Genomic DNA, 23,519 nt, shown 5'->3' with positions numbered 1-23,519 from the left:
ATGAATAAAGCGACTGTGCAAAAGAAAAGTGTATTAATAGCATTATTGGTCATACTGCTCTTCCAACTAAGTAGCGGTTTATCAAGTTCAGCTGGATCAGGGGCTAAATCCACAACTTCTTTTGTATCGCCTAAGACTCCAGAACAAGTACATGATTTTATAAACAGTGATATGAAGAAGTACTATGGAAAATCAGATTATTTTCCTGCGAGTACTGAGTATGGCCCTTTGAGAAAGGACTTATTGCAAAAGGCTCTTAACTCAAATGATAAAATCAGAAACTTTGAGATGGTTTATGGTTCAGATCATGGAAAACCGCTTCCATATAGTAAGCCACCTATGATGCTCCCATTCTCTGGATTTACTCTAAATGGTGATCCTGTTTCTGCAGAAGGTGTCCCTTGGTATGCTGGTTGGAGCGGGATACAAATTCAAAATATGAACATGATTCGCTATCCATGGAAAAACAGTAAAACTGGAATTAAAGAAAAAGGCACCTTTGATTTATTCACAGACACAACAGGTAACCCTTATCTCGCAAATGCAAATGGCACCTTTGAAGCACTGATTATCCAGGGATTAAATGAACGATATGCTGGTAGAAAGTATAGTGAATTCATTTACCATAACTTCAATGAGGAGTATAAAAATAGAGTTGTATATGAGCCTGGTTCCAGCCCGAAGTCAGGAAATCGCTGGATTGATTATGTTCATGTCATTCAACCCCCAACCTTCCTATCTTGGGGATCAGGCCGAATATACATTGATCATGGCAAAGACGGAGTCACTTATCTGGGCATACCAATCGCCCCTTTCATTACCCAAGTCGATGATTTGTCCGCTTACTTCAGGCAAATGCCGAGCGGGGGAGTTGAGGGAGAGTCTGTAGAGGTTACGGTCAATCTGATCTCGACTTTCAAGGAAGAGAAGGAGACAGATTTTGTCTGGGAGATAAGGGATTCTAACGGTAAAACGATCGCGGCTAACATTTCCGGGGCTGGTAAAACAACATACGGAAACCTTAAGTTGAAGCCTAATGAAAATACATTAATGCAGGCAAGATTCGTCATGCCGGATGGGGATGTACACTTAAGATTCAAGCTCAATACGAAGAATAATCCACAAGAGTCCAATTACGATAATAATACGCTAAATCTGACAATCAAACCGGTTAAACCTATGCCGGGGATTGTTGGGAGGTATGATTTGGACTACAACATTCTTTCGCGCGACTTCAAGCATGACATAGCTGGTGGGGCTGCTAACACTGCTACACTGCTGGAACCTGCCTCCAACTTTAAATGGGATGGAAATGCTACAGGAAAGTTAAATGTTACTAACACAAGCGATTTTTTAAACAAATTTAAAGTCGAAAGAAATGATCCAATCAATGCTCCAGGACTTAGTTTTACAAGAACACCTTATATCACTGCTACCATTAAACGGGAAGACTTTGGCGACGATCCGCTGAATAATAGATGGCTCGATATTGCATCAGCCGCTTCTCCACGGACCAAGTCAGGAAGTGTACCTTATAGTGGCCAAGTGAAGAGGGACTATATCATTTTTCAAAGAGAATGTGATAATAGTACACCTCAAAACTGTAAAACTAGAGAAATTCCAGGAACCGCTACCGCACCGTTTAGCTCCGGTCAGGACACCATCCAGTCCAAGGTATTCATTTACAACGGTAAGGAAAAAGTGATTCCGGACGCGGAGTTCAAAAACGAGATTAACAAAAACGAAGTAGATTCTCCAGTCAAAGAACTCTTTTGGCAAAACGAGGAGTACCCGTTTGATGTCATCCGCTGGATGGCGCGGCAGGATACAAACAACAAACTGTATGATTGGACCCAAGTGAACGGCCAGTATGAACGAACCTTCACTCAGCAGGCAAGCGGCAATCTTCTCTGGAAAAAACCGCTGGATATGACTCAAGCCTACAGACAAGGCCGGGAAGCCGCTAAAAAAACGACGAACAACAAGTCGAAATACAATCGTGCCGTGTTCGCGACAGACCGGCAGCTTCAGAACTACGACTATCCGATTAAATCGGGGTATTATTTTAACCCGACTGGGGAGTATACGTTTACGTTGAAGACCGTGATGTATAAGCCGACGGATGCCGATACCCAGGACCACAAAGATCTGGTCAACGCAGTCATCGATTCGTTCCGGTACGAGTCTAATCTGGTTTATATCAACAGCAAGCGGGAATCCGTCGACCTGCAAAATAACCCGCTGCCGCGTATAGGCAATATGATTATACCAAAACCGGCGGAGCTCAGCCGAAAAGAGCCAACGGGTGTGGACGGCAAAAAACTCCTCACCGTTCTGGACCGGGAAGCCGACGACTCCAGATATACGAAGAAGGTCGTTGAACTGTACCACAGTCCGGACCAGGAGAAATTGGACACCACTCATAAGTTCTGGAAGCTGGGCATGGAGGGGTATTCGGAGTCCAATTCGAAGAGCAGTTTCGACAAATACAAGTACCGTGAATTCGTAAAACCTGAACAGCACATGTACCAGATTACGGAGACCACGACCGTAACCATCCAGGTGAATCCGGAGAACCAGCCGGTATACACGGATGCACGTATGGCTGACGGTGCGTATTACGTCAAAGCCTGGATAAAAGACGTGGAACTGCCGGAGAGCAAACATGCTTTCAGCAAAGCAGGGAAGCTGGTGGGCATCAAGCCTTTGGACGAAATCAAAATTACCGTTCGCGGTTCCATGTATGATGATTTGAATAACTAAACTCCGGCCAACATCCTAAGTAGAATCAACAACAAGCAAAGCCGTCTTACCGATGATGGGTTAGCCCATTTAGGGAAAGACGGCTTTTTGCTTGAAAGGCATAATGTCTGTATCGGTAACTGCGCATAACATCGAAATAAGTCGAATTTTATATTTTCGATAGTTGAAAGGAGCACTACCATGAAAAGAAAATACGCCATCACCACAGCTATCGCACTCAGCCTGCTCACTGCCAGCCTCCCCGCATTAGCCGCCCGGCCGATTCAGGTGCAGGTGAACGGAACAAACATTGCATTTTCAGATGCAGAGCCCTATCTGGATGCTCAGCAGCGAGTTCAGCTGCCATTGCGTTTTGTTAGCGAGACCTTGGGTGCAAAAGTAGCCTGGAATGCGGCCAACAAACAAGCAACAATCACGCTTGGAAACAATACACTGGTCGTCCAAGCCGGAAGCAACACTTATAAAATAAACGGCAAGTCGAAGACATCCGATACTGCTGCAGTCTATCGAGACTCCCACACTTTTGTGCCGCTGAAGGTGGTAGCCGAAGGATTGGGAGTGGGATTGAATTGGGATCAAGCAACCGGCACGGTGTCCATCACAGCGAAGAATGTAACGACTCCCCCCGCTCCGACCCCCAAACCAGGTACATATGAAGCAGAGAATCCGAAGGAAGCGAATGTGCATGGGTTTAAGGTGAGGTATGTGGAGATGGCACCAAATGAACAACCTGGATATATAACAAGTTCTCAAATGACAGTGTGGGAGAATGTTAATCCAAAAAAAGATGAGAGCTTACTGCAAGTTACTATCATTTTTCAGAGAGTGGGGTCTGATCCTATAAAGGGTATGCAGGAAGCTGAAGTGATTTTGAGACAAAAAATTGAAGGAAATGTAGTTACAAAAGTAATGAGTTATGTAAGACAGAAAAAAAGACTAGCAGTTGAACTGCCATTTAAGGAATTCGAGTCAAAACATTACCTAATAACCGTCCTATCTCGTCCTGATGATGATATTGGAATAATAATTACAGCAAAATAGTAGCACAAGAATCACTCACATCCTGCGGATAACATCGAACAAATCGACTTCAATATCCTCAACAATTGAAAGGAGTACTACCATGAAAAAAAAGATTTGGGTCACCACAGCTATCGCGCTCAGCCTGCTCACCGCTAGTTTCCCCGCATTAGCCGCCCGGCCGATTCAAGTGCAAGTGAACGGAACAAACATTTCATTTTCAGATGCACAGCCCTATCTGGATGCTCAGCAGCGAGTGCAGTTGCCATTGCGTTTTGTCAGTGAGACCTTGGGTGCAAAAGTAGCCTGGAATGCAGCCAACAAACAAGCGACAATCACGCTTGGAAGCAATACACTGGTCGTCCAAGCCGGAAGCAAATCATATAAAGTAAACGGCAAGTCGAAGACATCCGATACTGCTGCAGTCTATCGGGACTCCCGTATTTTTGTGCCACTGAAGGTGGTAGCGGAAGGACTAGGCGTGGGACTGAACTGGGATCAAGCAACCGGCACGGTGTCCATCACAGCGAAGAATGTAACGATTAAACCTGCTCCGAGCCCCAAACCAGGTACTTATGAAGCGGAGAATCCGAAGGAAGCGAATGTGCATGGGTTTAAAGTGAGGTATGTGAAGATGGCGCCAAATGAACAACCTGGATATATAACGAATTCCCAAATGACAGTGTGGCAATATCCAGAGTCTCAGGACAAGGATCGCAAGCTATTTTCAATCATGGTTGTTTTTTTGCGTAATGGGTCAGATCCTATTAAAGGCATGCAGGAAGCCGATGCAGTTTTGAGACAAAAAGTCGAAGGCAAAGTAGTAGATGAAGTTATGAAGTATGTTAAAAGGAAAAGTCACATGGATATTGAACTGTCCAAAAAGAAGTTTGAATCAAAAGATTATTTGATTACAGTATCGTCTCGATACCATGCTGACATCGAAATTGCCCTATACCCCAAGTGATTAAATGCACCCGAATAAATTTTGGAAATATTAGCTGCACGAAAGGAGCAATCCCATGAAAAGAAAATACGCTATCACCACAGCTATCGCACTCAGCTTGCTCATCGCCGGCCTTCCCGTATCGGCAGCTAGGCCGATTCAAGTGCAGGTGAATGGAACAAACATTTCATTTTCAGATGCAGAGCCCTATCTGGATGCTCAGCAGCGAGTTCAGCTGCCGTTGCGTTTTGTCAGCGAGACCTTGGGTGCAAAAGTAGCCTGGAACGCTGCCAACAAACAAGCAACGATCACGCTTGGAAACAATACGCTGGTCGTCCAAGCCGGAAGCAAAACTTATAAAGTAAACGGCAAGTTGAAGACATCCGATACTGCTGCAGTCTATCGGGACTCCAGCACTTTTGTGCCACTGAAGGTGGTAGCCGAAGGATTGGGTGTTGGACTGAACTGGGATCAAGTAACCGGCACGGTGTCCATCACAGCGAACAATGTAACGATTAAACCCGCTCCGACCCCCAAACCAGGTACATATGAAGCAGAGAATCCGAAGGAAGCGAATGTGCATGGGTTTAAGGTGAGATATGTGGAGATGGCGCCGAATGAGGAGCCTGGATACGTGACTAACTCAAAACTAACAGTATGGGAAAATGTTGACCCTAAGAAATATCAATACTTGCTCGCAATTCAAATCATTTTCCAAGAGGTTGACTCGGATCCAATGAAGGGAATGCAGGAAGCTGAAGCAATTCTTAGCCAAAAGATTGAGAGCCAGGTAGTAGATAAGGTGATGAACTATGTAAAGCAGAAAACAAAGGTGTCTCACATTCTGAAAGAGAAATATTTTGTATCAAAGAAATATGAAATAAGAGTGTTGTCCCCTTCTCATGATGACATTGAAATTGCCCTATACCCCAAGTAATTATCATGTTATAAATGAAAACAACCAAACCATCCAAACAACCTCATCTCAAAGGAAGGAGCGCCATACGCCACTTTATTGCGCTCCTACTGCTGCGGCACAGCTGATCTGCTGATTAGGCAGATGGGCAGTGTAAGGTCCTTTTCCACAGATTCTACTGTATGCCGGGCCGATCGCGTTTTAGGTCTTACCATCATAGAGTAGATAGCAGGAAAACCGATGAAAGCAAAGCTGTATTTTGTCTTGCCCATGATAATATTTGGCGCCGTTGGCGTGTTTGCCAAGTTTATCGAGCTCAGCCCGGCCCAAATTGCGTTCTATATGTACCCTTAACCTCTAAAATAGCTCCGCGCGCTCATGGGGACATTTTAAGCCGGGATTTCGGCCCAAACCCATTAACCTTACAGGCCGTCCGTCTCCCCGTTGAACCTTGGCCCAAAACATACTATGATCTATCTATTGACCAAGGAAAGAGGGGAAGCGACATGGCTGGACCATGGACCGCCCGGGAGGTACCGGATCAGCGGGGCCGGACGGCTGTCATTACCGGCGCAAGCGGAGGACTCGGATACGAAACAGCGCTGGTGCTGGCGGAAAAAGGAGCCGAGGTGATCTTCGCCGTCCGCAGCGAAGCTAAGGGAAAGGACGCTATCCACCGATTAAAGGAACAGGTTCCCGGTGCCCGGGTCCGGCTGATCAGGCTGGATTTGAGCGACCTGTCCAGCGTGCGGAGCTTCGCGGAGGCTTACCGCCGCGATTATGGAACGCTGGATCTGCTGATTAACAACGCGGGCGTGATGATTCCGCCGTACCAGAAGACAACCGACGGCTTTGAGCTGCAGTTCGGCAGCAACCATCTGGGGCATTTTGCGCTGACCGGCCTGCTGCTGCCGCAGCTGCTGAACACGCCGAAATCAAGAGTGGTTACGTTGAGCAGTATTGCGCACCTTGGGGCGTCGATTGATTTCGATAACCTGGATGGGAGTAAAGGCTACAACCGCATCAAATTTTATGGCCAAAGCAAGCTGGCGAATCTCCTGTTCGCCAAGGAGCTGCAGCGTCGCCTGGCCGCCTCGGGCGCGGAGACAATCAGTATTGGCTGCCATCCGGGCGTGGCGAATACGAACCTATTTTCGCGCGGCTCGGGCAAACAGGCCGGCGTGCTGTCCAGGCTGCTGTGGACGCTGTTCAGCAGCCAGTCGGCGGCGATGGGCGCGCTGCCTACGCTGTACGCTGCCACTGCTCCCGGCCTGAAAGGCGGCGAATACATCGGGCCGGACGGCCGCGGCGGCCGCAAAGGTTATCCGCAGCTTGCCCGCACTGACAGCCGGGCGGAAGATGAACAGACCGCAAAACGGCTGTGGGACGTGTCCGAATCGCTAACCGGCGTAACCTACCCTCTGCCGACACCTTAGAACGGAGATGAAGAATGAAAAAGCTGAATTTTATGATGATTGCGGTTATGAATTTTCTCGCGGCCGCCGCGTTTGGTTATACGGTAACATTGTCCGAAAAAAGCAGCCACCAGTGGGGCTACGGCATCGTTGCTCTGCTGTTCGCTTTCAGCGGAATCGCCAATGTGGTTTTGCATAACAAAATGCGCTGGAACGACTCGGAGTAACACCACTTTGTCCCGGCTCCGTTCACCCGGAGCAAATGCAGCTGAAGGCGGGCGGGAGGAACGCTGCCCGGACTGCTTTGCCTGGTCTGGATGGCGTGGTCTAGATGGCCTGATTTGGATTTGCCTTGTCTGAATTGCCCGGGTCATCCTGCGGATTTGTCTGGTCTGGATGGTCTGGTCTGGATGGCCCGGTCTGGATTGCCTAGTCTGGATGGCCGAGGCCATCCTTCGTACACGCACATAGCACACCCACGAAGCACGGCACAGCGCGCACATAGCACGCACAACAGAAAGGGAAGACAGCCTATGCTTACTGAATTGACGCAGCTGTTCAAACAATATCTGGCGCTCTCCGAAGAGCGCCGTCCCGGCTTTATTGCGAGTCTGGGAGACGGCCGGGAGCAGGCTGAACTGGAACAGGTTTTTTCCGACACACCCGATCTGTTCCGGGCCATCTATACCTCCGTTTCTGGCACGGGGAGCGACGTGGAGGAAGCTCATCTGATCGAGTTTATTCCCGGCTACCGGCTGATTCATTTTGCTGAAATGAAGGAAGCGATGGAGGGGCTGAATGCTCTGTTGGCCGAAAAAAAACAGCAAACGGAAGGCTTGCTCCTGCCTCTGCTGACCCACTACGGCGGCGATTTTATCTGTTACCACCGGACCCCGGATGGCGCGGAGCGGATTTGCGACATGCTGCGTGATTATGGCGACTTGACCGTCATGTATAACTCTCCTGAGCTGTTTTTGGAAACGCTCTGTGAGTTCTATCGTCAGGGCGTATATTTTCTGGATGAGGAAGGGTATCTCGACTGCGACCTGATCCAGGAAGGAGAAGTGGGGGCGGAGCGCAATCCCGGCGCACCCTATTGGGCGGAATAGACTGCGGGCGAATGAGGCCGGAGACGAATGAGGCTAAAGGCGAATGAAAGCCGCAGGCGGAGACGAATGAAACGCAGGCGGAGACGAATGAAAACCGCAGGCGTAGTGAAAGCGCAGCAGACGGAGTAGGACGCGGGCAAAAGGAGTACACGCGGCAGATGAGATGACCGGAACCTTTCCGATCGGTTACTATGCGTAAACATCCCGTCGGCAAATGACCTTCAAAAGCATAGCAAATAACCGCAAAGCGCATAAAACGCGCTCTGCGGTTATTTTTTTCGGCTTGAGGCTATGAGACACGGGATCGCAGGAAGAGGGAATTAATCCCCGCCGCCCCCACCGCCGCCGTCTCCTCCTCCGCCGCCGCTGTCTCCGCTGGAACTCCCGCCGTCGAAGCCGCCGCCGTCGTAGCTGCTTCCTCCATGATGCCCGCCGTGGGACGAGCCGTCATTAGAGAACGAGCTGCCGCCGTGATGGCCATGGTCATGATGCCCGCGTCCGCCGTAGTTCCCGGAGCTGTGGCGGCTGTCCGAGCCGTCGTACAGATCCGGATTCGTAAACATCATGGAGGAGTAGTCCGAATTGCTGCTTCCCGTTCTTCTGCTGCGGGAACGATGATTTTTGCCTGATAGAGCCTGGATAATAACGATACCGAAGAAAACGACGATGACAAGAACAATGATCGTCCCCATGCTGAACACTCCTTTAAGAGAAAATGGGTGCTGTCCTGATTATACCATACCGCTCCCGGTTGCTGGATAGTCACCCAGGATATGGGCTGCTGTCTTGATAGTTGCATGGCTATAGGACTAAGCAAAAGCGTTCGGAGAAATATATTCGCCGCCGCCTGTCAATGACATTTTATAAGCGCTTACTAAAATGGTATGATAGAAACGGGAATTTTCATTAACTACTAGCGGGGTGGAATTATGGAATTTCGGTTGGAGAAGGATACGTTCGGCGAGCTAAAGGTGCCGGCGGACAAATACTGGGGCGCGCAGACACAGCGGAGCCTGCAGAATTTTAAGATTGGCGCGGAAAAAATGCCGCTTGAGCTGGTCCGGGCGCTCACCTTAATCAAACGCAGCGCGGCCAAAGTCAACGCGGCTCTCGGCAAGCTCGATCCGGACAAGGCGGATGCGATTGTCCGCGCGGCGGACGAGGTGCTGGAGGGCAAGTTCGAAGGCAACTTCCCACTTGCGGTCTGGCAGACCGGCAGCGGTACGCAGACGAACATGAACGTAAACGAAGTCATTGCCCGCCGCGCAGGAGAGCTGCTGCAGGAACGCGGCATCGACGCCCGGGTGCATCCGAACGACGATGTGAACAAATCGCAGAGCTCTAATGATACGTTCCCGGCCGCGATGCACATTTCCGCTTATTTGGCCGTTGAGGATAAGCTGCTGCCGGCGCTGGAAGTCCTGAAGAAGACGCTCGGTGACAAGGCGGAGCAGTACCGCTCCCTGATCAAAATCGGACGCACCCATCTGCAGGACGCGACGCCGATTACGCTGGGGCAGGAAATCAGCGCCTGGCACCGGATGCTGGAGAAAAGCGAAGCGTTCATCCGCGAGAGCTCGAAGTCGCTGCTTGAGCTTGCGCTTGGCGGCACCGCTGTAGGCACCGGCATCAACGCCCATCCCGAGTTCGGCGTACGCATCGCGGAGGAGATTGCGGCATCCGTCTCCCGGCCGTTTATTACGGCGGAGAACAAATTCCACGCCCTCACAAGCCATGACGAAATCGTGCATGTGCACGGCGCCATGAAGGCGCTTGCGGCGGATCTGATGAAGATCGCCAACGATGTCCGCTGGCTGGCCAGCGGTCCGCGCAGCGGCATCGGAGAGCTGACGATTCCGGAGAACGAGCCGGGCAGCTCGATTATGCCGGGCAAAGTCAATCCGACGCAAAGCGAAGCGATGACGATGGTTGTCTGCCAGATCCTCGGCAACGATGTGACCATCGGCATGGCGGCAAGCCAAGGTAATTTTCAGCTGAACGTGTTTAAACCTGTGATTATTTATAACTTTTTGCAATCGGTCACTCTGCTGGCCGACGCCATGCTCTCCTTCGAGGAGAACTGCGCCCGCGGCATTGAAGCGAATCCGAAGACGATTGAACGCAATCTGCATCACTCGCTGATGCTGGTGACCGCGCTGAATCCTCACATCGGGTACGAAAATGCCGCCCGGATCGCCAAGCTGGCCCACAAGGAAGGACTTACGCTCAAGGAAGCCGCGCTGCGGCTGGAGCTGCTGACGGAAGAAGAATTCGACCGGTATGTCCGGGCGGAAGACATGATTTAATAGTGGGTGGAAAAAGGTTGCCTGACCCGGCGGCCTGTGATACAATGAACGGCAATTGCACACGAACGGTTCTCTAGGGTTCCGCGGCCGATAAGCGGCCGGACTGGTCCGAGGGAGAACGCGCGGCTTATGACGGCCGCGGATACACGGAGGGACAAAAGCCCGGGAGGTTACGCCAATTTGGCGGAGCTTCCCGGGCTTTTTTTCTTTTGCCGAGCGGGGAGGCTGACGGCTTATTGTGCGGATTCTAAGTGTGCGTAAAAAATGTGAGGAGGCATAGCGGTGAATAAAAGCTGGATGAAAGTGTATGCGGCGGCGGTTTTTGAAGTGATGTGGGTCGCCGGGCTGAAGCATGCGGACAATGGATGGGAGTGGGCGCTTACGGTCATTGCTATCGTGATTAGTTTCTACGGGCTCATTACGGCAAGCGCGAAGCTGCCGGTGGGTACGGTATATGCCGTCTTTACGGGACTTGGAACGGCCGGTACAACGGTTGCGGAGATGCTGGTATTCGGGGAACCGTTTAAGCCTCTGAAGCTGATCCTTATCGCCGTGCTGCTCGGCGGCGTCGTCGGACTGAAGCTCATGACTGCGGAAGCGAAGGAGAGTGCGTAAATTATGGCATGGGTCTATTTGGTATTGGCCGGAGTCGGCGAGATGCTTGGCGTAGCGATGATGGGCCGGGTGCAGCGCAAGCGTGATATCACCTCGCTGCTGCTGCTGTTTTTGGCATTCGGCAGCAGCTTTCTCCTGCTGTCGCTGGCGATGGAGTCGCTGCCGATGGGGACCGCTTATGCGGTCTGGACAGGGATCGGCGCGGCGGGAGGCGCGGTGCTGGGAATGGTGCTGTTCGGCGAGTCGCGGGATTTGCGCCGGATTTTGTGCATTGCCGCGGTGCTGACGGCCGCGATCGGATTAAAGCTGACGGCGTGATGCCGCTGGACGCAGAGAGTAGAGCAGTAAGCGGGTAGTAACCTGCGAACCGGAAGATCTGGAGTAGGCAATAACCCGGTGAACCGTCAGATCCCTATCGAGCGGGCCCGGGCACCCCGGCGGCAGACAGAGCAGGAATAAACCCGGCGAGCGGACACAGGCGTGAACAGTGCATCTCCCCGTGTTAAAATGGAACCATCTTAGAGGAGGTGCTTAAGCTTGCTGCCAATCATTCAAGATGTACTGCAGGATATGAACCTGCAGCTGGACCGCATTGACCGGAGCGTTCGTCTGCTGGACGATGAACGACTGTGGACCAAGCCCGGGCCGGGCATGAACAGCATCGGGAATCTGTGTTTGCATCTGGCCGGCAACGAATACCAGAATTTCGTCACAGGCCTGGGCGGGAAGCCGCTTGTCCGCGAACGTTCGCAGGAGTTTGAGGCGGAGGGCGGATTGTCGGGCGAGGAGCTGGTGGCGAAGCTCCGGGCCGTACGGCTCGATTCCACCGCCGTGCTATCCTCGCTGACCGAACCGGATTTGGACCGCGACATCGTTGTCCCCTACGGCGAGGAGGATTGGAAGCGGATGAAGGGTGTGACTGAGGATGCGGGTGCGCCGCAGGAAACCAAAAACATCCGCCTTACGATCATCAAAGTCGCTACGCATTACGGATACCATGCCGGACAAATCGTCCTGCTCGCCAAGCTGCTGGACGGCACCGGAGCCAACCTGTCAGGCAGCTATCATTAAATTCTTTAAGTTCGGATTTTGGCGGACCGAATCCCACATACCGGGAGAGAATAATGAACGTTTTGTTGCAATTCGGACATTTGACGGCATATTTCTGGAAAAATCCGTTTTTTTCGCGTGTTAGCTGTTTCGGAAGCCCGATTCCTGTTTATGTAAATATACATTTCATAACAGGGGGAGACTAGTCCAATGAATAAAGCGATTGACGAGAGTACTGCAAGATCGGCACGGCAGGCGGTTCACCCGGGCGTGAAGCTGGCGGACGGTACGGTTCTGCCGGCGCTCGGTCAAGGCACCTGGGGCATGGGCGAAGAGACTTCCCGGCGGAAACAGGAAATCGCTTCGCTCCGTTACGGGGTGGAGCGCGGCATGAAGCTGATTGATACAGCGGAGATGTACGCGGAAGGACAGGCGGAAACTGTAGTTGGGGAAGCCATCAAGGGGATGCGCGACCAGGTCTTTCTGGTCTCCAAGGTCTATCCGCATAATGCCGGACAAGACCGGCTGCAGCAGAGCTGCGAAGAAAGCCTGAAGCGGCTGGGAACGGACCGGCTGGATCTGTATCTGCTGCACTGGAGAGGCAACGTTCCGCTTGCCGAAACGGTGGAAGGCATGGAGAATCTGGTCCGGCAGGGAAAAATCCTCCGCTGGGGCGTCTCCAACTTCGACACGGAAGACATGAAAGAGCTGTTTGATTGCGAAGGCGGCACCCGCTGCGCAACCAACCAGGTGCTCTATCACCTCGGCTCGCGCGGAATCGAGCATGATCTGCTCCCATGGATGCGCGGACAGGGGATGCCCGCGATGGCCTATTCGCCGCTCGCCCAAGCGGGAGCGCTCCGCAAGGGAATGACGGACAACCTGACGGTGCGTACGCTTGCCCGCAAATATGGCGCTACACCGCTGCAGATCCTGCTTGCCTGGGTCATCAAGGACGAATGCATGCTCGCCATTCCAAAGGCTTCTTCCACCGAACATGTGGCGGAGAACGCCGGAGCGTATGAAATCCAAATGAGCGAAGAAGACATCCAGACGCTGGACCGCGCTTTTCCGAAGCCTGCCTGGAAAGTACCGCTGGATGTAATCTAAAACTGCAAGGGACCCGGCCGGCAATATGCCAGCGGCCGGGTTTTTATCTGCTGAAGTCTGGAAGGAGTACCGCATGAACGAAACGAAACCGAAAGCGATCCTGTTCAAAAAGCTGGATGAGCAGGTGGTCGCCTATTTGCAGGAGCATTGTGAGCTTGTGTATTTGGAAGGACTAAACGAGGAGACCCGGCCGCGGTTCGAGGCGGAGCTGCCGGAAGCGGAAGGCATTTTGGGTTCGGGCCTCAAGGTGGACGCGGCTCTGCTGGACCGGGCCCCGCGCCTTCGGGCCGTCAGCAACTTTGGCGTTGGTTACGACAATCTGGACACCGCCGAGCTCAAGGCGCGAGGAATCGTCGCGACCAACACGCCGGAGGTGCTGAACGACTCGGTTGCCGATGCGGTGGTCGGTCTGATGCTGGCTGCGGCCCGGCGTATCCCCGAGCTCGACCGGTACGTCCGCGGAGGACATTGGACGGGTTCGGTCGGGGAACCGTATTACGGGACGGATGTCCATCATAAGACCGTAGGCATCATCGGCATGGGCGCGATCGGCGAACGGATCGCTCAGCGGGCCCGGTTCGGTTTTGATATGGAGGTGCTGTATCACAACCGGTCGCGTAAAGAAGAAGCCGAGCAACGGTATGGCGCCCGTTACTGTTCCATGGACGAGCTGCTGGCCGAATCGGATTTTGTATGCCTGATGACGCCCCTGACAGCCGAAACCAGGGGGATGATGGGCCGGGCCGAGTTCGCCAAGATGAAGCCGGGCGCCATCTTCATTAACGCTTCCCGCGGCGCTACCGTGGATGAGGAAGCGCTGCTGCATGCGCTGAAGTCGGGAATCATCGCGGCAGCGGGGCTGGATGTGTTTGAACGGGAACCGATTCCCGGGGACCATCCGCTGCTTGCGCTGGACAATGTGGTTGCGCTGCCGCATATCGGCTCGGCGACCCATGAGACACGGCTGAATATGGCCTGGCTGGCGGCGCGTAATCTGGTGGCCGTGCTGGAAGGCAAAGAGCCTCCGGCGAAAATCCGTTTCTAGGCGGATTTGGACGAGAGCCGGTCTAAAGAGCCGGCCTAATCGATACAAAGACTTTTTTTAATAGGAGCGAGGGTCTCGTATGAGGCTTTCGTTCTATTTTTATATTCAACCTGTTGGAGACGACGCAATCTTTGAGGATGTTTGAAACGATGCAGGCGAGGGTAAAATTGGTAAAAGTGTTTGGAATACGCTTTGTCCTTAAGCTGTGAATTCCTTGACCCGCCTGCTCTTAAATGTTGGCAACAAGGTTGCTGCCGTCAGCGTATTTTCAATTGATTGATGAAGAAAGCGCTTTGATTTAGGATGAACTCAAGGGGGAAGACACCCCTTCCGTAACGGACAAAAATCCCTATAAATCAAGGAGGCATGCAACATGGCCACAATGGAAACCAAGCCCGGCCAAGGCGGCGGGGTAAGGGTTAAAGTACAGCAGTTCGGCCGTCTTCTCAGCGGTATGGTGATGCCGAATATCGGCGCGTTTATCGCTTGGGGTCTCATAACAGCATTATTTATCGACACGGGCTGGTGGCCGAATGAAGACCTCAAAACACTGGTTGATCCGATGATCAAATTCCTGCTTCCGCTGCTGATCGCCTACACCGGCGGCACCATGGTTCACGGGAAACGGGGCGGTGTAATCGGCGCAGTTGCTGCCATCGGCGTTATTGTTGGTTCCACCATCCCGATGTTCCTCGGCGCGATGCTGGTTGGTCCGCTGGCCGGCTGGATCCTGAAGCAGTTTGACAAAGCGGTGGAAGGTAAAATCCGCGCCGGCTTTGAAATGCTGGTCAATAACTTCTCGCTTGGAATCATCGGCGGTGCATTGACCATTCTGTCTTACAAGGCCATCGGACCGCTGGTTCAAGGCTTGACGAACATTTTGTCTAGCGGCGTCCAGTTCCTGGTCGACCACTCGCTGCTTCCGCTGGTGAACATCATTATCGAGCCGGCAAAAGTCCTGTTCCTGAACAACGCAATTAACCACGGTATTTTGAGCCCGATCGCTTCGGCAGAATCGCTGGAGTTCGGCAAATCGATCCTGTACATGCTGGAGTCCAATCCGGGCCCGGGTCTCGGCGTCCTGCTGGCTTACTGGTTCTTCGGCCGCGGTTCCGCCAAATCTTCGGCGCCTGGCGCAGTAATCATTCACTTCCTGGGCGGGATTCATGAAATCTACTTCCCGTACATTTTGATGAATCCGCGTCTGATTCTTGCTGTAATCGGCGGCGGCGTAACTGGCACGTTTGTCTTCCAACTGCTTGGTGCGGGACTGACGGCTTCTCCGTCTCCGGGCAGCATCATCGCTTACATGGCCATGACGCCAAAAGGCGGATATATTCCGGTGCTTGCCGGTGTAATCGCTGCCACGCTGGTTTCGTTCCTGCTTGCTGCACTGCTGCTGAAGACGACCCGCCAAAAAGAGGAGGAAATGGACCTCGAAGCGGCTTCCGCTAAAGTCAGAGACATGAAGTCCGCAGGTGCTGCCGTTCAGCAGGCGCCTTCGACAGCAAATGTTGCGGCTAACGTACGCAGCAAAGGCGAAGTCCGCAAAATCGTGTTCGCCTGCGATGCAGGCATGGGCTCAAGCGCCATGGGCGCCTCGGTGCTGCGCAAGAAAATGCAGCAGGCAGGCGTAGATGTCACGGTGGTGAATTCCGCCGTCAGCGAAATTCCGGACGATGCGGATATCGTCGTGACGCAGAAGACGCTGACCGACCGCGCCGTTGCCAAAAATCCCAACGCGGAGCATATCTCCATCGACAATTTCCTGAAGAGCCCGAAATACGACGAGCTGGTTGAACGCCTGAAATAAGGCTCGTCCGGACTTGGGCCGCAGGCAATCCCATGCAACGCTGGCCGTATCCGGCCAGCGTTGTCGCCATTGGTAACAGAAGGAGGTTATGGATGAGCGCGAAACTGACCGTCAGGCAGCGGCAGATCCTGTCCCTGCTGATCGAGCGTTCCGGGGAGGTCACCGCCGCAGAGATTGCAGCGGACACGGAGGTGAGCGTCCGGACCGTCCACCGTGAGCTCGAGGGACTTGGCCCTGTGGTGGAAGCGGCAGGGGCAGTTCTCAGCAAAAAGTCGGGCAAAGGCATCCAGCTTGTCGCGGACGAAAAGGCGCTCACAGCGCTGCGCCAGCTGCTGGACAGCCGCCAAGCGGTGGAGTATTCCGCCGAGGACCGGAAAATGTACGCGCTCTGTATGCTTTTGGAGAGCGAAGAGCCGGTAAAGCTGTTTGCGTTGGCCCATTCCCTGAAAGTCACCGTGGCGACAGTCAGCAACGACCTTGATGAATTGGAGCCTTGGGTGCGTAAATTTGGCCTGCTTCTGATCCGCAGGCGCGGGTACGGCGTCGAAATTGCCGGTGCGGAAGCCGACAAAAGGCGGGCGGTCACCCGTTTGGCCGCGGAGCATCTGGACTTGTCCGACCTGGTCGGGCGGGTTCGGCCGCAAGGGGACAATCCGGCAGCAGCAGCGGTGCTGGCCGCAGCCGGCAAACATCACTTGCTGGATATCGAGAACACGCTTTGGGATATGAATTTGCTCTGGACGGCCGATCTGCCCGAAATCGCCTATATGGAGCTGCTGCTGGCGCTGTCGGTGACGGTCAGAAGGGTCGAGCTGGGCGCCGGGATCGGCAGCCCGTCCGATTGTGCTTATCCCGTTGCGTCCGATCACCGGAATATTGCGGGAGCCGAGCAGTTCGTGGAGCGGCTTGCCGGAGAGCTGGGCATTGATTTTCCCAGGGCGGAGATTTTGTACATCGCCGGGCTTTTTGACCGGATACAGGATTCCTTCTCATCGGAAAGTTTGGTGTACGGGGACATCGGGTTAATGGAGATCGTATACCGGCTGACCGAAAATGTGGTGAAACGGACGGGAATTCCATTTCAGAGCGACCGCCACCTGCGGGAAGGGCTGCTTGAGCATCTGGAGCCGGCGCTGCGGCGGATCCGCGAAGGCACACGGATCCGCAACCCGCTGCTCGTGCCGATCCGCCGGGATTATGCAGAACTGTTCCGGATTGTGCGGGAAGCGGTGGATGAACTTATGACGGAGACCGCAATCCCGGACGAAGAAATCGGATTTCTCGTCATGCATTTCGGCGCTTCCGCGGAACGCCTCAGCCAGCTCAACCGGCATGTGCGTGCCGTGCTTGTATGCGCAAGCGGTCTCAGCTCCTCGCGGCTGCTGGCGACCCGGCTGGCCAAGGAAATGCCGCAGATTGAGGTGATCGGCAATGCGTCATGGTACGAAGCAGCGCGTATGGCGGATACGGACTACGATCTGATTATCTCGACGATTGATCTGCCTTTGCCGGCAGAGAGCTACGTTAAAATCAGCCCGCTCCTGACCCCGGAGGAAAGCGGCAGGCTGCTGGGATTTATCCAGCGTATGACGCTGGAGGGGCATGAACCCGGCGCGGTATCCGACGAACAGGCCCACGCTCCCCCAGCCGGCGTTGCCGCCGGTAAAGAGGGGGCGCTGGAACGCCTGCGGAGCCACAAAGCGGTCCTTGATGAAATGGTTTTGTTAATTGACGGGTTCTGCTGCCACTCGCTGGACAACACAGGGATGGACTTATCCGGGACCCTGGCGGAAATGCTGGGCAGGGTGGAGGAAGGCAGCCTCGGCAATACGGAGCGGATCCGGGAGCTGCTGCTTGAGCGGGAACGGATGGCCAGTCAGGTCATTCCGGATACAAACCTGGCGCTGTTCCATACCCGGAGCAGCCAGGTTTACCGCTCGACACTGGCTTTGTACCGGCTGCGCGAGCCGGTGGTGCTTGAGGGGAATACGCCTGTAGGAGTGCTGCTGCTCATGCTGGCCCCGCGCAAGCTGTCCAAAGAGAGCCTGGAGGTGCTCAGCGAGATTAGCGCCCAGCTGCTGGACACGGAGCTGATCCGGCTGCTGGAGGAAGGAACCGAGCAGGAGATTCGGGGGTTTTGGTCCGCCGAGCTGCTCCGTTACTTCGAAAATAAATAAAAGAAAGCGGGAGAAAACGATGAGTGTACTGTCTGAAAATAAGATTGTGATGCATGCGGCGGCTGCGGATAAATATGAAGCGATTAAGCTGGCGGGCCGCCTGCTGGTGGACGCGGGCCATGCGGATGAGGAATACATCGCCAAAATGCTGGAACGCGAAGAGGTCGTATCAACCTATATGGGCGGAGGACTGGCGATCCCTCATGGGACAAAAGACGGCAAGCAGTATATCCGCTCGACGGGTCTGTCCGTGATCCGCTATCCCGACGGCGTTGATTTCGGCGGCGACGAGCCGGCGTTTATCGTGATCGGCATCGCTGCAGCGGGAGACAACCACATGGAAATTTTGACGAATGTGGCTATGATCTTCACGGAGGACGATGCGATTGAACGGGTGATGAACGCGGCCACACCGGCGGAGATTATCGCCATCTTCGAAGGGGGGATGGAAGGATGAAGGCAGTCCATTTTGGAGCGGGCAACATTGGCAGAGGGTTTATCGGACTGCTGCTTTCGCAGGCGGGATACGAAGTCTGTTTTGTGGATGTAAACGAAACGGTGGTCCAGGCGCTGAAAGACCGGGGAGAATATCCGGTGACCCTGGCAAGTGAAGGCCGGGAGACGGTAACCGTTACCGGCGTAATCGCACTAAACAGCGCGTCCGAACCTGCCGAGGTGTCGGCTCTCATTGCGTCCGCCGACATTGTAACGACAGCGGTAGGGGTATCGGTGCTGAAGGCCATCTCCGATCTGATTGCCGTCGGCATTGCGCTGAGAGCGGAGACGCCTGCGTCCGGTCCGCTACATGTGATCGCCTGCGAAAACGCCATCGGCGGCAGCGCCCAGCTCAAAGAGCTGGTGTACGCGAAGCTGAGCGGTGAAGCGCGGGCGTATGCCGACCAAAACGTGGCGTTCCCGAATGCCGCCGTGGACCGGATCGTGCCGCTGCAGAAGCATGACGATCCGCTGCAGGTGGTTGTCGAGCCTTTTTACGAGTGGGCGGTTGATGCCTCCGAGATGATTCCCGGCTATACGCCGATTGAAGGCGTGCACTACGTGGACCGGCTGGAGCCGTATATCGAGCGTAAACTGTTCACTGTTAATACAGGGCACTGCTCCGCCGCGTATCTCGGCTACCTCCGCGGCTATGAGACGATTCAGCAGGCGATGGCCGACGAAGGGCTGACGGCTCAGGTCCGTGAGGTGCTGGTGGAGACCGGCACGCTGCTGATCCGCAAGCACGGCTTCAATGAGCTGGAGCACGGCAGATACATCGACACCATCCTGGAGCGCTTCCGCAATCCGGCGTTGACTGATGAGGTGACCCGAGTTGGCCGCTCTCCGGTCCGCAAGCTGTCCCCTAACGACCGGCTGGTGGCGCCGGCGCGTGAAGCTCACGAACGGGGACTCGGCTATAATGCGCTGACCCGGTCTATGGCCGCGGCGCTGCTGTTCGACGTTGAGGGCGACCCGGAAGCTGCCGAGCTGCAGGCCTCCATCCGCGAAGCGGGCGTGGAAGCAGCATTAACCCGGGTAACCGGACTGCCGGTGGAACACGAGCTGCACCGGTCCGTGATGAACCATTATGTTACGCTGTCCGAAATGGCGAAACAATAAGCTTATATCTTGTAATAAAAAGAGGGTCTTTCCCGTGGATGGGAAAGGCCCTTAACTTTCTCAGCAGCGCATTGCCAGCTGCTCTAGCTGCGCTCCAATATTGTCTGCAGCGTTGTTTTGTCGAGGCCTTCGACGAGCTTGATCAGCAGCTCTTTGGCCGCCGCGTAATCGTCGGTGTGGATGATGGACGAAGCGGTGTGGATATACCGGGCGCAAATGCCGATTACGGCGGATGGCACGCCGATGCCGCTCAAGTGAACCTGTCCGGCGTCCGTTCCTCCCGCGGACACAAAATACTGGTACTTCACCTTATGGGTATCCGCCGTATCCTGCACATATTCGATCAGTCCCCGGTGCGTAATCATCGTCGGGTCAAAAATCCGCAGCAGCGCGCCTTCGCCCAACCGGCCAAAAGCATTCCGGTCGCCGGTCATATCGGCTGCGGCGCTGGCGTCCAGCCCAAAGAAAATATCAGGCTGCAGCAGGTTTGCAGCCGTTCTCGCGCCGCGCAGCCCCACTTCCTCTTGCACGGTCGCTCCCGTGAAGACGATATTCGGGTGCTTACGCCCGCTCAGCGCCTGCGCCAGTTCGATGGCCAGACCTACTCCGTACCGGTTGTCCCAAGCCTTGGCCATAATTTTTTTCGGATTGGCCAGCGGGGTGAACGGGCAGACCGGCAGCACCTGCTGGCCTGGACGGACGCCGAAGCTCTCCGCCTGTTCCCGGCTGTCGGCGCCAATGTCGATGTACATTTTGGCGATTTCGCCGGCTTTACCGCGTTCCTCTGGCGGTACCAGGTGCACCGGCGTGCTGCCGACCACACCCTCCAGGACGCCGTTTGGCGTAATAACCTGCACACGCTGCGAGGAAACGGCCGAAGCCAGCCAGCCGCCGAGCGGCTGGAAGCGCAGCATGCCGTTTTCGGTAATCTGTGTCACCATGAAGCCGACTTCGTCAAAATGCCCGGCGACCATAATCCGCGGGCCGGACTCGTCACCGCGCAGCACGCCAAACAAGCTGCCCAGGCGGTCGTGTACAAACTCCTGCGTATAAGGCTCCAGCGCCTGGCGGACATACGCGCGCAGCTCGCGTTCGAATCCCGGCGCAGCGGGAAATTCGGTCAGTGTTTTGAATAAGTCCATCGTTTCCTGATTCATCTGCTCTCGCTCCTTCAAGATGGGTTCATCTAGTCAGTATGATCTGTTTTTCCGGCATTGTCCATTCGCTGCGCGCTGTGTACGTCCAGACTGCCGGCTGAATAAGATGCAGCAGCGGCTCCGTTTGGAAACCAGGGGCCGGGGGAAAGGATGGGAGTGATGAACGGCGGGAAGGCAAAACGGAGACGGGTGTCTCCCTCAAAGCCGCGTCCGTCGCGAACGGCGCGGGTAATGGCGCTTACCACAGCGGAGGTCGGAGCGGGAGCGCTGGTTGGCCGGGAACCGGGGACAGGAGGGACAATATCCAGGCGCCGGGTTTGGCGGCGGATGGACAGAAGGCGCGAAGCGGTGCTGATTTTGGTGCTGTTTTTGCTGCTGGTGATCGCACTGCTGTATTTTTCCTAGAATCGCTTCGTCATAACGGGACGCCCGCCGGCTAACAATAAAGGAAACTTCAAGAATAGTGGAGGTGCCTTCATTGCCGGCAAAAACGAAACAGCGGGGAGCCAAGCTGCGGCTCGACTCCCTGACCCCGCAAGATTACAAACAAATCGCCAAACGGCATGAACCGTCCCGGCCCGCGTTCAAAAACTGTCTGCGAGCGTTTCTCGTCGGCGGGCTGATCTGTGTGCTTGGACAAGCGATCCAGGAGGCGTTCATGGCGATTTTCGGGATGACCTCCAGAGAAGCAAGCAGCCCCACCGTTGCCGTGCTGATCCTGTTATCCGTCATTTTGACCAGCCTTGGCGTCTACGACAAAATCGCCCAGTGGGCGGGAGCCGGTACAGCCGTCCCGGTGACCGGATTCGCCAACAGCATGGCCTCGGCGGCGCTGGAACACCGCGCGGAAGGGCTCGTGCTCGGTGTTGGAGCCAGCATGTTCAAACTTGCAGGTTCCGTTATTGTGTTTGGTACGGTAGCCGCATTTTTCGTCGGAATTGTTTACGCCATTCTCGGACTTGGAGGGGGACACTGACGATGGAACAGCTCGGCAGCCAGACCTGGAAGTTCACCCGTCAGCCCGTCATTCTAGGCGCGTCGGCCGTAGTGGGTCCCGAAGAGGGCGAAGGACCGCTGCACAGCGATTTCGATTATATTTTTGACAGCCTGGAGATGGGGGAGAAGACATGGGAGAAGGCGGAGCGCCTTTTGTTTGAAAAAGCATCCCGCCTTGCGCTAACCCATGCCGGCCTGCCGCAGGATAAACTGGAGTTTTTTGTCGGCGGGGACCTGATGAACCAGATCATCAGCAGCTCCTTTGCGGCACGGAAGCTTGGCGCGCCTTACCTCGGAGTGTTTGGCGCCTGCTCAACCTCGATGGAAAGCCTTGCGGTCGCTTCCCTGATTGTCGATTCCGGCGCCGGACGTTACGCGCTGGCCGGTACCTCCAGCCACAACTGTACGGTCGAAAAACAGTTCCGGTATCCGACCGAATACGGCTCGCAGAAGCCGCCGACCGCCCAGTACACGGTGACCGGTTCGGGCTGCGCCATTGTCGGCCTGCCCGAAGAAGGACAACCTTCCGGTCCCCGAGTCGTATCCGCCACCATTGGGCGGATCATGGATCTTGGACTGAAGGATCCGTTTAACATGGGGGCGGCGATGGCGCCGGCTGCGGCCGACACGATCACCGCACATTTTCGCGATACCGGACTTAGCCCCGGGCATTACGACCTTATCGTCACGGGCGATCTCGCATCCGTTGGTCTCCCGATTGCCAAGGAGCTGCTGCAGAAGGAAGGCATCCCCATGGAAGAGACCCAGTTTAAGGACTGCGGCCTGATGGTCTATGACCGGGACAAGCAGGCCTACGTCATCGCCGGAGGCAGCGGCTGCGGCTGCTCGGCGGTCGTCACTTACGGCCATCTGCTGAAGCGGCTGAAGCGGGGCGAGCTGAACCGGATCCTTGTCGTCGCTACCGGCGCGCTGCTGTCGCCGCTGTCGTATCAGCAGGGCGAAAGCATTCCCTGCGTCGCCCATGCGGTGGCGCTGGAGAGCGGGGGTGAACAAGCATGATCTATTTATGGGCGTTTCTGATCGGCGGCGCCATCTGTGTGCTCGGTCAGATTATGATGGACGTATTCAAGCTGACACCGGCGCATACGATGAGCACGCTGGTGGTGCTCGGAGCGTTAGCGGACGCATTCGGCATCTACGATCCGCTGGTCAAGTTCGCTGGCGCCGGCGCATCGGTGCCGATTACCAGCTTCGGCAACTCGCTGGTCCACGGCGCGCTGACGGAGTTGGAGCGGGATGGCTGGATCGGCGTCGTGACCGGTATTTTTGACATTACAAGCGCGGGGATTTCCTCGGCGATCGTCTTTTCGTTCCTGGCGGCGCTGCTGGTCCGTCCAAAAGGGTAACATCCGATATACTGCAAGGGGCTGTCCGACAGGGCCGCCCTTTTTTGCGTCCGCCTTTTTAGCCGCCAGAGAAAGTAGGGGGACAAGTGTACGGACA

23 protein-coding genes and 1 riboswitch are annotated in these 23,519 nt (G+C 54.8%); of the genes, 21 read left to right on the top strand and 2 right to left on the bottom strand.

Translation table 11 applies throughout. The features are described 5' to 3' along the window. From ACE6ED_RS23500 to ACE6ED_RS23470, 7 genes are all read left to right on the top strand, one after another. Window positions 1-2,763, top strand: coding sequence for a hypothetical protein (locus ACE6ED_RS23500; protein WP_410829866.1), 2,763 nt, complete (start codon window positions 1-3; stop codon window positions 2,761-2,763). A 180-nt stretch (window positions 2,764-2,943) separates the two neighbouring features. Next, on the top strand, window positions 2,944-3,804 hold the full coding sequence (locus tag ACE6ED_RS23495) for a copper amine oxidase N-terminal domain-containing protein (protein ID WP_410829865.1): 861 nt from the start codon (window positions 2,944-2,946) through the stop codon (window positions 3,802-3,804). An 82-nt stretch (window positions 3,805-3,886) separates the two neighbouring features. Further along, window positions 3,887-4,750, top strand: coding sequence for a copper amine oxidase N-terminal domain-containing protein (locus tag ACE6ED_RS23490; RefSeq protein ID WP_410829864.1), 864 nt, complete (start codon window positions 3,887-3,889; stop codon window positions 4,748-4,750). A 55-nt stretch (window positions 4,751-4,805) separates the two neighbouring features. Beyond that, complete coding sequence (locus ACE6ED_RS23485; RefSeq protein ID WP_410829863.1) at window positions 4,806-5,666, top strand: copper amine oxidase N-terminal domain-containing protein; 861 nt, start codon at window positions 4,806-4,808, stop codon at window positions 5,664-5,666. Window positions 5,667-6,151: 485 nt separating this feature from the next. Beyond that, complete coding sequence (locus ACE6ED_RS23480; RefSeq protein WP_410829862.1) at window positions 6,152-7,081, top strand: oxidoreductase; 930 nt, start codon at window positions 6,152-6,154, stop codon at window positions 7,079-7,081. A 14-nt stretch (window positions 7,082-7,095) separates the two neighbouring features. Continuing rightward, entirely contained in the window at window positions 7,096-7,287 is a 192-nt protein-coding gene (locus ACE6ED_RS23475) for a hypothetical protein (RefSeq protein ID WP_410829861.1), read from the top strand. Window positions 7,288-7,593: 306 nt separating this feature from the next. Then, window positions 7,594-8,169, top strand: a complete 576-nt coding sequence (locus tag ACE6ED_RS23470; protein WP_410829860.1) for an SMI1/KNR4 family protein — start codon at window positions 7,594-7,596, stop codon at window positions 8,167-8,169. Window positions 8,170-8,489: 320 nt separating this feature from the next. Here the strand turns inward: ACE6ED_RS23470 and ACE6ED_RS23465 are convergent, their stop codons facing one another. Further along, window positions 8,490-8,861, bottom strand: a complete 372-nt coding sequence (locus tag ACE6ED_RS23465; protein WP_410829859.1) for a hypothetical protein — start codon at window positions 8,859-8,861, stop codon at window positions 8,490-8,492. Window positions 8,862-9,098: 237 nt separating this feature from the next. On the opposite strand from ACE6ED_RS23465, the gene fumC reads away from it, so the two are divergent. The 10 genes from fumC (at window position 9,099) to ACE6ED_RS23415 (ending at window position 19,902) form a co-directional block, all read left to right on the top strand. Beyond that, window positions 9,099-10,475: a class II fumarate hydratase gene (gene fumC / locus ACE6ED_RS23460; RefSeq protein WP_410829858.1), complete on the top strand. Its 1,377-nt coding sequence runs from the start codon at window positions 9,099-9,101 to the stop codon at window positions 10,473-10,475. Between the two features lie 62 nt (window positions 10,476-10,537). After that, a riboswitch (guanidine-I (ykkC/yxkD leader) is annotated at window positions 10,538-10,646 on the top strand. Window positions 10,647-10,757: 111 nt separating this feature from the next. After that, window positions 10,758-11,090 carry a DMT family transporter gene (locus ACE6ED_RS23455; protein ID WP_410829857.1) on the top strand — a complete coding sequence of 111 codons (333 nt, stop codon included), beginning with the start codon at window positions 10,758-10,760 and terminating at the stop codon, window positions 11,088-11,090. A gap of 3 nt (window positions 11,091-11,093) precedes the next feature. Continuing rightward, complete coding sequence (locus ACE6ED_RS23450; RefSeq protein WP_410829856.1) at window positions 11,094-11,408, top strand: DMT family transporter; 315 nt, start codon at window positions 11,094-11,096, stop codon at window positions 11,406-11,408. Between the two features lie 219 nt (window positions 11,409-11,627). After that, window positions 11,628-12,161 carry a DinB family protein gene (locus ACE6ED_RS23445; protein ID WP_410829855.1) on the top strand — a complete coding sequence of 178 codons (534 nt, stop codon included), beginning with the start codon at window positions 11,628-11,630 and terminating at the stop codon, window positions 12,159-12,161. Window positions 12,162-12,350: 189 nt separating this feature from the next. After that, on the top strand, window positions 12,351-13,250 hold the full coding sequence (locus ACE6ED_RS23440; RefSeq protein ID WP_410829854.1) for an aldo/keto reductase: 900 nt from the start codon (window positions 12,351-12,353) through the stop codon (window positions 13,248-13,250). A gap of 73 nt (window positions 13,251-13,323) precedes the next feature. After that, a complete protein-coding gene (locus ACE6ED_RS23435; protein ID WP_410829853.1) occupies window positions 13,324-14,295 on the top strand; it encodes a 2-hydroxyacid dehydrogenase in 972 nt (323 codons plus the stop codon). A gap of 373 nt (window positions 14,296-14,668) precedes the next feature. Then, the gene (locus tag ACE6ED_RS23430) at window positions 14,669-16,108 is read left to right on the top strand and encodes a PTS mannitol transporter subunit IICB (protein WP_410829852.1); all 1,440 of its coding nucleotides are present in this window, start codon (window positions 14,669-14,671) and stop codon (window positions 16,106-16,108) included. 92 nt (window positions 16,109-16,200) lie between these two features. Beyond that, window positions 16,201-18,285, top strand: a complete 2,085-nt coding sequence (locus ACE6ED_RS23425) for a BglG family transcription antiterminator (protein WP_410829851.1) — start codon at window positions 16,201-16,203, stop codon at window positions 18,283-18,285. Between the two features lie 19 nt (window positions 18,286-18,304). Continuing rightward, window positions 18,305-18,742 (top strand): PTS sugar transporter subunit IIA, encoded by a 438-nt coding sequence (locus ACE6ED_RS23420; RefSeq protein WP_410829850.1) that lies wholly within the window; start codon window positions 18,305-18,307, stop codon window positions 18,740-18,742. Next, entirely contained in the window at window positions 18,739-19,902 is a 1,164-nt protein-coding gene (locus ACE6ED_RS23415; protein ID WP_410829849.1) for a mannitol-1-phosphate 5-dehydrogenase, read from the top strand. Before ACE6ED_RS23420 ends, ACE6ED_RS23415 begins: the two co-directional genes overlap by 4 nt. A gap of 83 nt (window positions 19,903-19,985) precedes the next feature. Here ACE6ED_RS23415 and ACE6ED_RS23410 read toward each other — a convergent pair whose 3' ends face one another. Further along, window positions 19,986-21,059, bottom strand: a complete 1,074-nt coding sequence (locus ACE6ED_RS23410) for a M42 family metallopeptidase (protein WP_410829848.1) — start codon at window positions 21,057-21,059, stop codon at window positions 19,986-19,988. A 150-nt stretch (window positions 21,060-21,209) separates the two neighbouring features. On the opposite strand from ACE6ED_RS23410, the gene ACE6ED_RS23405 reads away from it, so the two are divergent. The 4 genes from ACE6ED_RS23405 to spoVAE all read left to right on the top strand — a co-directional run bounded on the left by ACE6ED_RS23405 (window position 21,210) and on the right by spoVAE (window position 23,422). Beyond that, entirely contained in the window at window positions 21,210-21,464 is a 255-nt protein-coding gene (locus tag ACE6ED_RS23405) for a hypothetical protein (protein ID WP_410829847.1), read from the top strand. A 73-nt stretch (window positions 21,465-21,537) separates the two neighbouring features. Beyond that, a complete protein-coding gene (gene spoVAC, locus ACE6ED_RS23400; RefSeq protein WP_410829846.1) occupies window positions 21,538-22,035 on the top strand; it encodes a stage V sporulation protein AC in 498 nt (165 codons plus the stop codon). Window positions 22,036-22,037: 2 nt separating this feature from the next. Next, on the top strand, window positions 22,038-23,075 hold the full coding sequence (gene spoVAD / locus ACE6ED_RS23395; protein ID WP_410829845.1) for a stage V sporulation protein AD: 1,038 nt from the start codon (window positions 22,038-22,040) through the stop codon (window positions 23,073-23,075). Then, window positions 23,072-23,422 (top strand): stage V sporulation protein AE, encoded by a 351-nt coding sequence (spoVAE, locus tag ACE6ED_RS23390; protein WP_410829844.1) that lies wholly within the window; start codon window positions 23,072-23,074, stop codon window positions 23,420-23,422. Before spoVAD ends, spoVAE begins: the two co-directional genes overlap by 4 nt. Window positions 23,423-23,519: the final 97 nt, after the last annotated feature.

Source organism: Paenibacillus nanchangensis (genome assembly GCF_046543445.1).
GTDB lineage: Bacteria > Bacillota > Bacilli > Paenibacillales > Paenibacillaceae > Paenibacillus_AQ > Paenibacillus_AQ nanchangensis.
Note: the sequence above shows the minus strand (reverse complement) of the source record. Positions and strands in the feature narration are given on the sequence as shown.

Excerpts from the sequence above, each read along its gene's own strand:
- ACE6ED_RS23480 (WP_410829862.1), top strand. The coding sequence starts at position 6,152 with ATGGCTGGACCATGGACCGCCCGGGAGGTACCGGATCAGCGGGGCCGG.
- fumC (WP_410829858.1), top strand. The coding sequence starts at position 9,099 with ATGGAATTTCGGTTGGAGAAGGATACGTTCGGCGAGCTAAAGGTGCCG.
- ACE6ED_RS23470 (WP_410829860.1), top strand. The coding sequence starts at position 7,594 with ATGCTTACTGAATTGACGCAGCTGTTCAAACAATATCTGGCGCTCTCC.
- ACE6ED_RS23495 (WP_410829865.1), top strand. The coding sequence starts at position 2,944 with ATGAAAAGAAAATACGCCATCACCACAGCTATCGCACTCAGCCTGCTC.
- ACE6ED_RS23430 (WP_410829852.1), top strand. The coding sequence starts at position 14,669 with ATGGCCACAATGGAAACCAAGCCCGGCCAAGGCGGCGGGGTAAGGGTT.
- ACE6ED_RS23450 (WP_410829856.1), top strand. The coding sequence starts at position 11,094 with ATGGCATGGGTCTATTTGGTATTGGCCGGAGTCGGCGAGATGCTTGGC.
- ACE6ED_RS23475 (WP_410829861.1), top strand. The coding sequence starts at position 7,096 with ATGAAAAAGCTGAATTTTATGATGATTGCGGTTATGAATTTTCTCGCG.
- ACE6ED_RS23435 (WP_410829853.1), top strand. The coding sequence starts at position 13,324 with ATGAACGAAACGAAACCGAAAGCGATCCTGTTCAAAAAGCTGGATGAG.
- spoVAD (WP_410829845.1), top strand. The coding sequence starts at position 22,038 with ATGGAACAGCTCGGCAGCCAGACCTGGAAGTTCACCCGTCAGCCCGTC.
- ACE6ED_RS23440 (WP_410829854.1), top strand. The coding sequence starts at position 12,351 with ATGAATAAAGCGATTGACGAGAGTACTGCAAGATCGGCACGGCAGGCG.
- ACE6ED_RS23415 (WP_410829849.1), top strand. The coding sequence starts at position 18,739 with ATGAAGGCAGTCCATTTTGGAGCGGGCAACATTGGCAGAGGGTTTATC.
- ACE6ED_RS23490 (WP_410829864.1), top strand. The coding sequence starts at position 3,887 with ATGAAAAAAAAGATTTGGGTCACCACAGCTATCGCGCTCAGCCTGCTC.
- ACE6ED_RS23405 (WP_410829847.1), top strand. The coding sequence starts at position 21,210 with ATGGGAGTGATGAACGGCGGGAAGGCAAAACGGAGACGGGTGTCTCCC.
- ACE6ED_RS23425 (WP_410829851.1), top strand. The coding sequence starts at position 16,201 with ATGAGCGCGAAACTGACCGTCAGGCAGCGGCAGATCCTGTCCCTGCTG.
- ACE6ED_RS23410 (WP_410829848.1), bottom strand. The coding sequence starts at position 21,059 with ATGAATCAGGAAACGATGGACTTATTCAAAACACTGACCGAATTTCCC.
- ACE6ED_RS23500 (WP_410829866.1), top strand. The coding sequence starts at position 1 with ATGAATAAAGCGACTGTGCAAAAGAAAAGTGTATTAATAGCATTATTG.
- ACE6ED_RS23485 (WP_410829863.1), top strand. The coding sequence starts at position 4,806 with ATGAAAAGAAAATACGCTATCACCACAGCTATCGCACTCAGCTTGCTC.
- ACE6ED_RS23465 (WP_410829859.1), bottom strand. The coding sequence starts at position 8,861 with ATGGGGACGATCATTGTTCTTGTCATCGTCGTTTTCTTCGGTATCGTT.
- ACE6ED_RS23420 (WP_410829850.1), top strand. The coding sequence starts at position 18,305 with ATGAGTGTACTGTCTGAAAATAAGATTGTGATGCATGCGGCGGCTGCG.
- spoVAE (WP_410829844.1), top strand. The coding sequence starts at position 23,072 with ATGATCTATTTATGGGCGTTTCTGATCGGCGGCGCCATCTGTGTGCTC.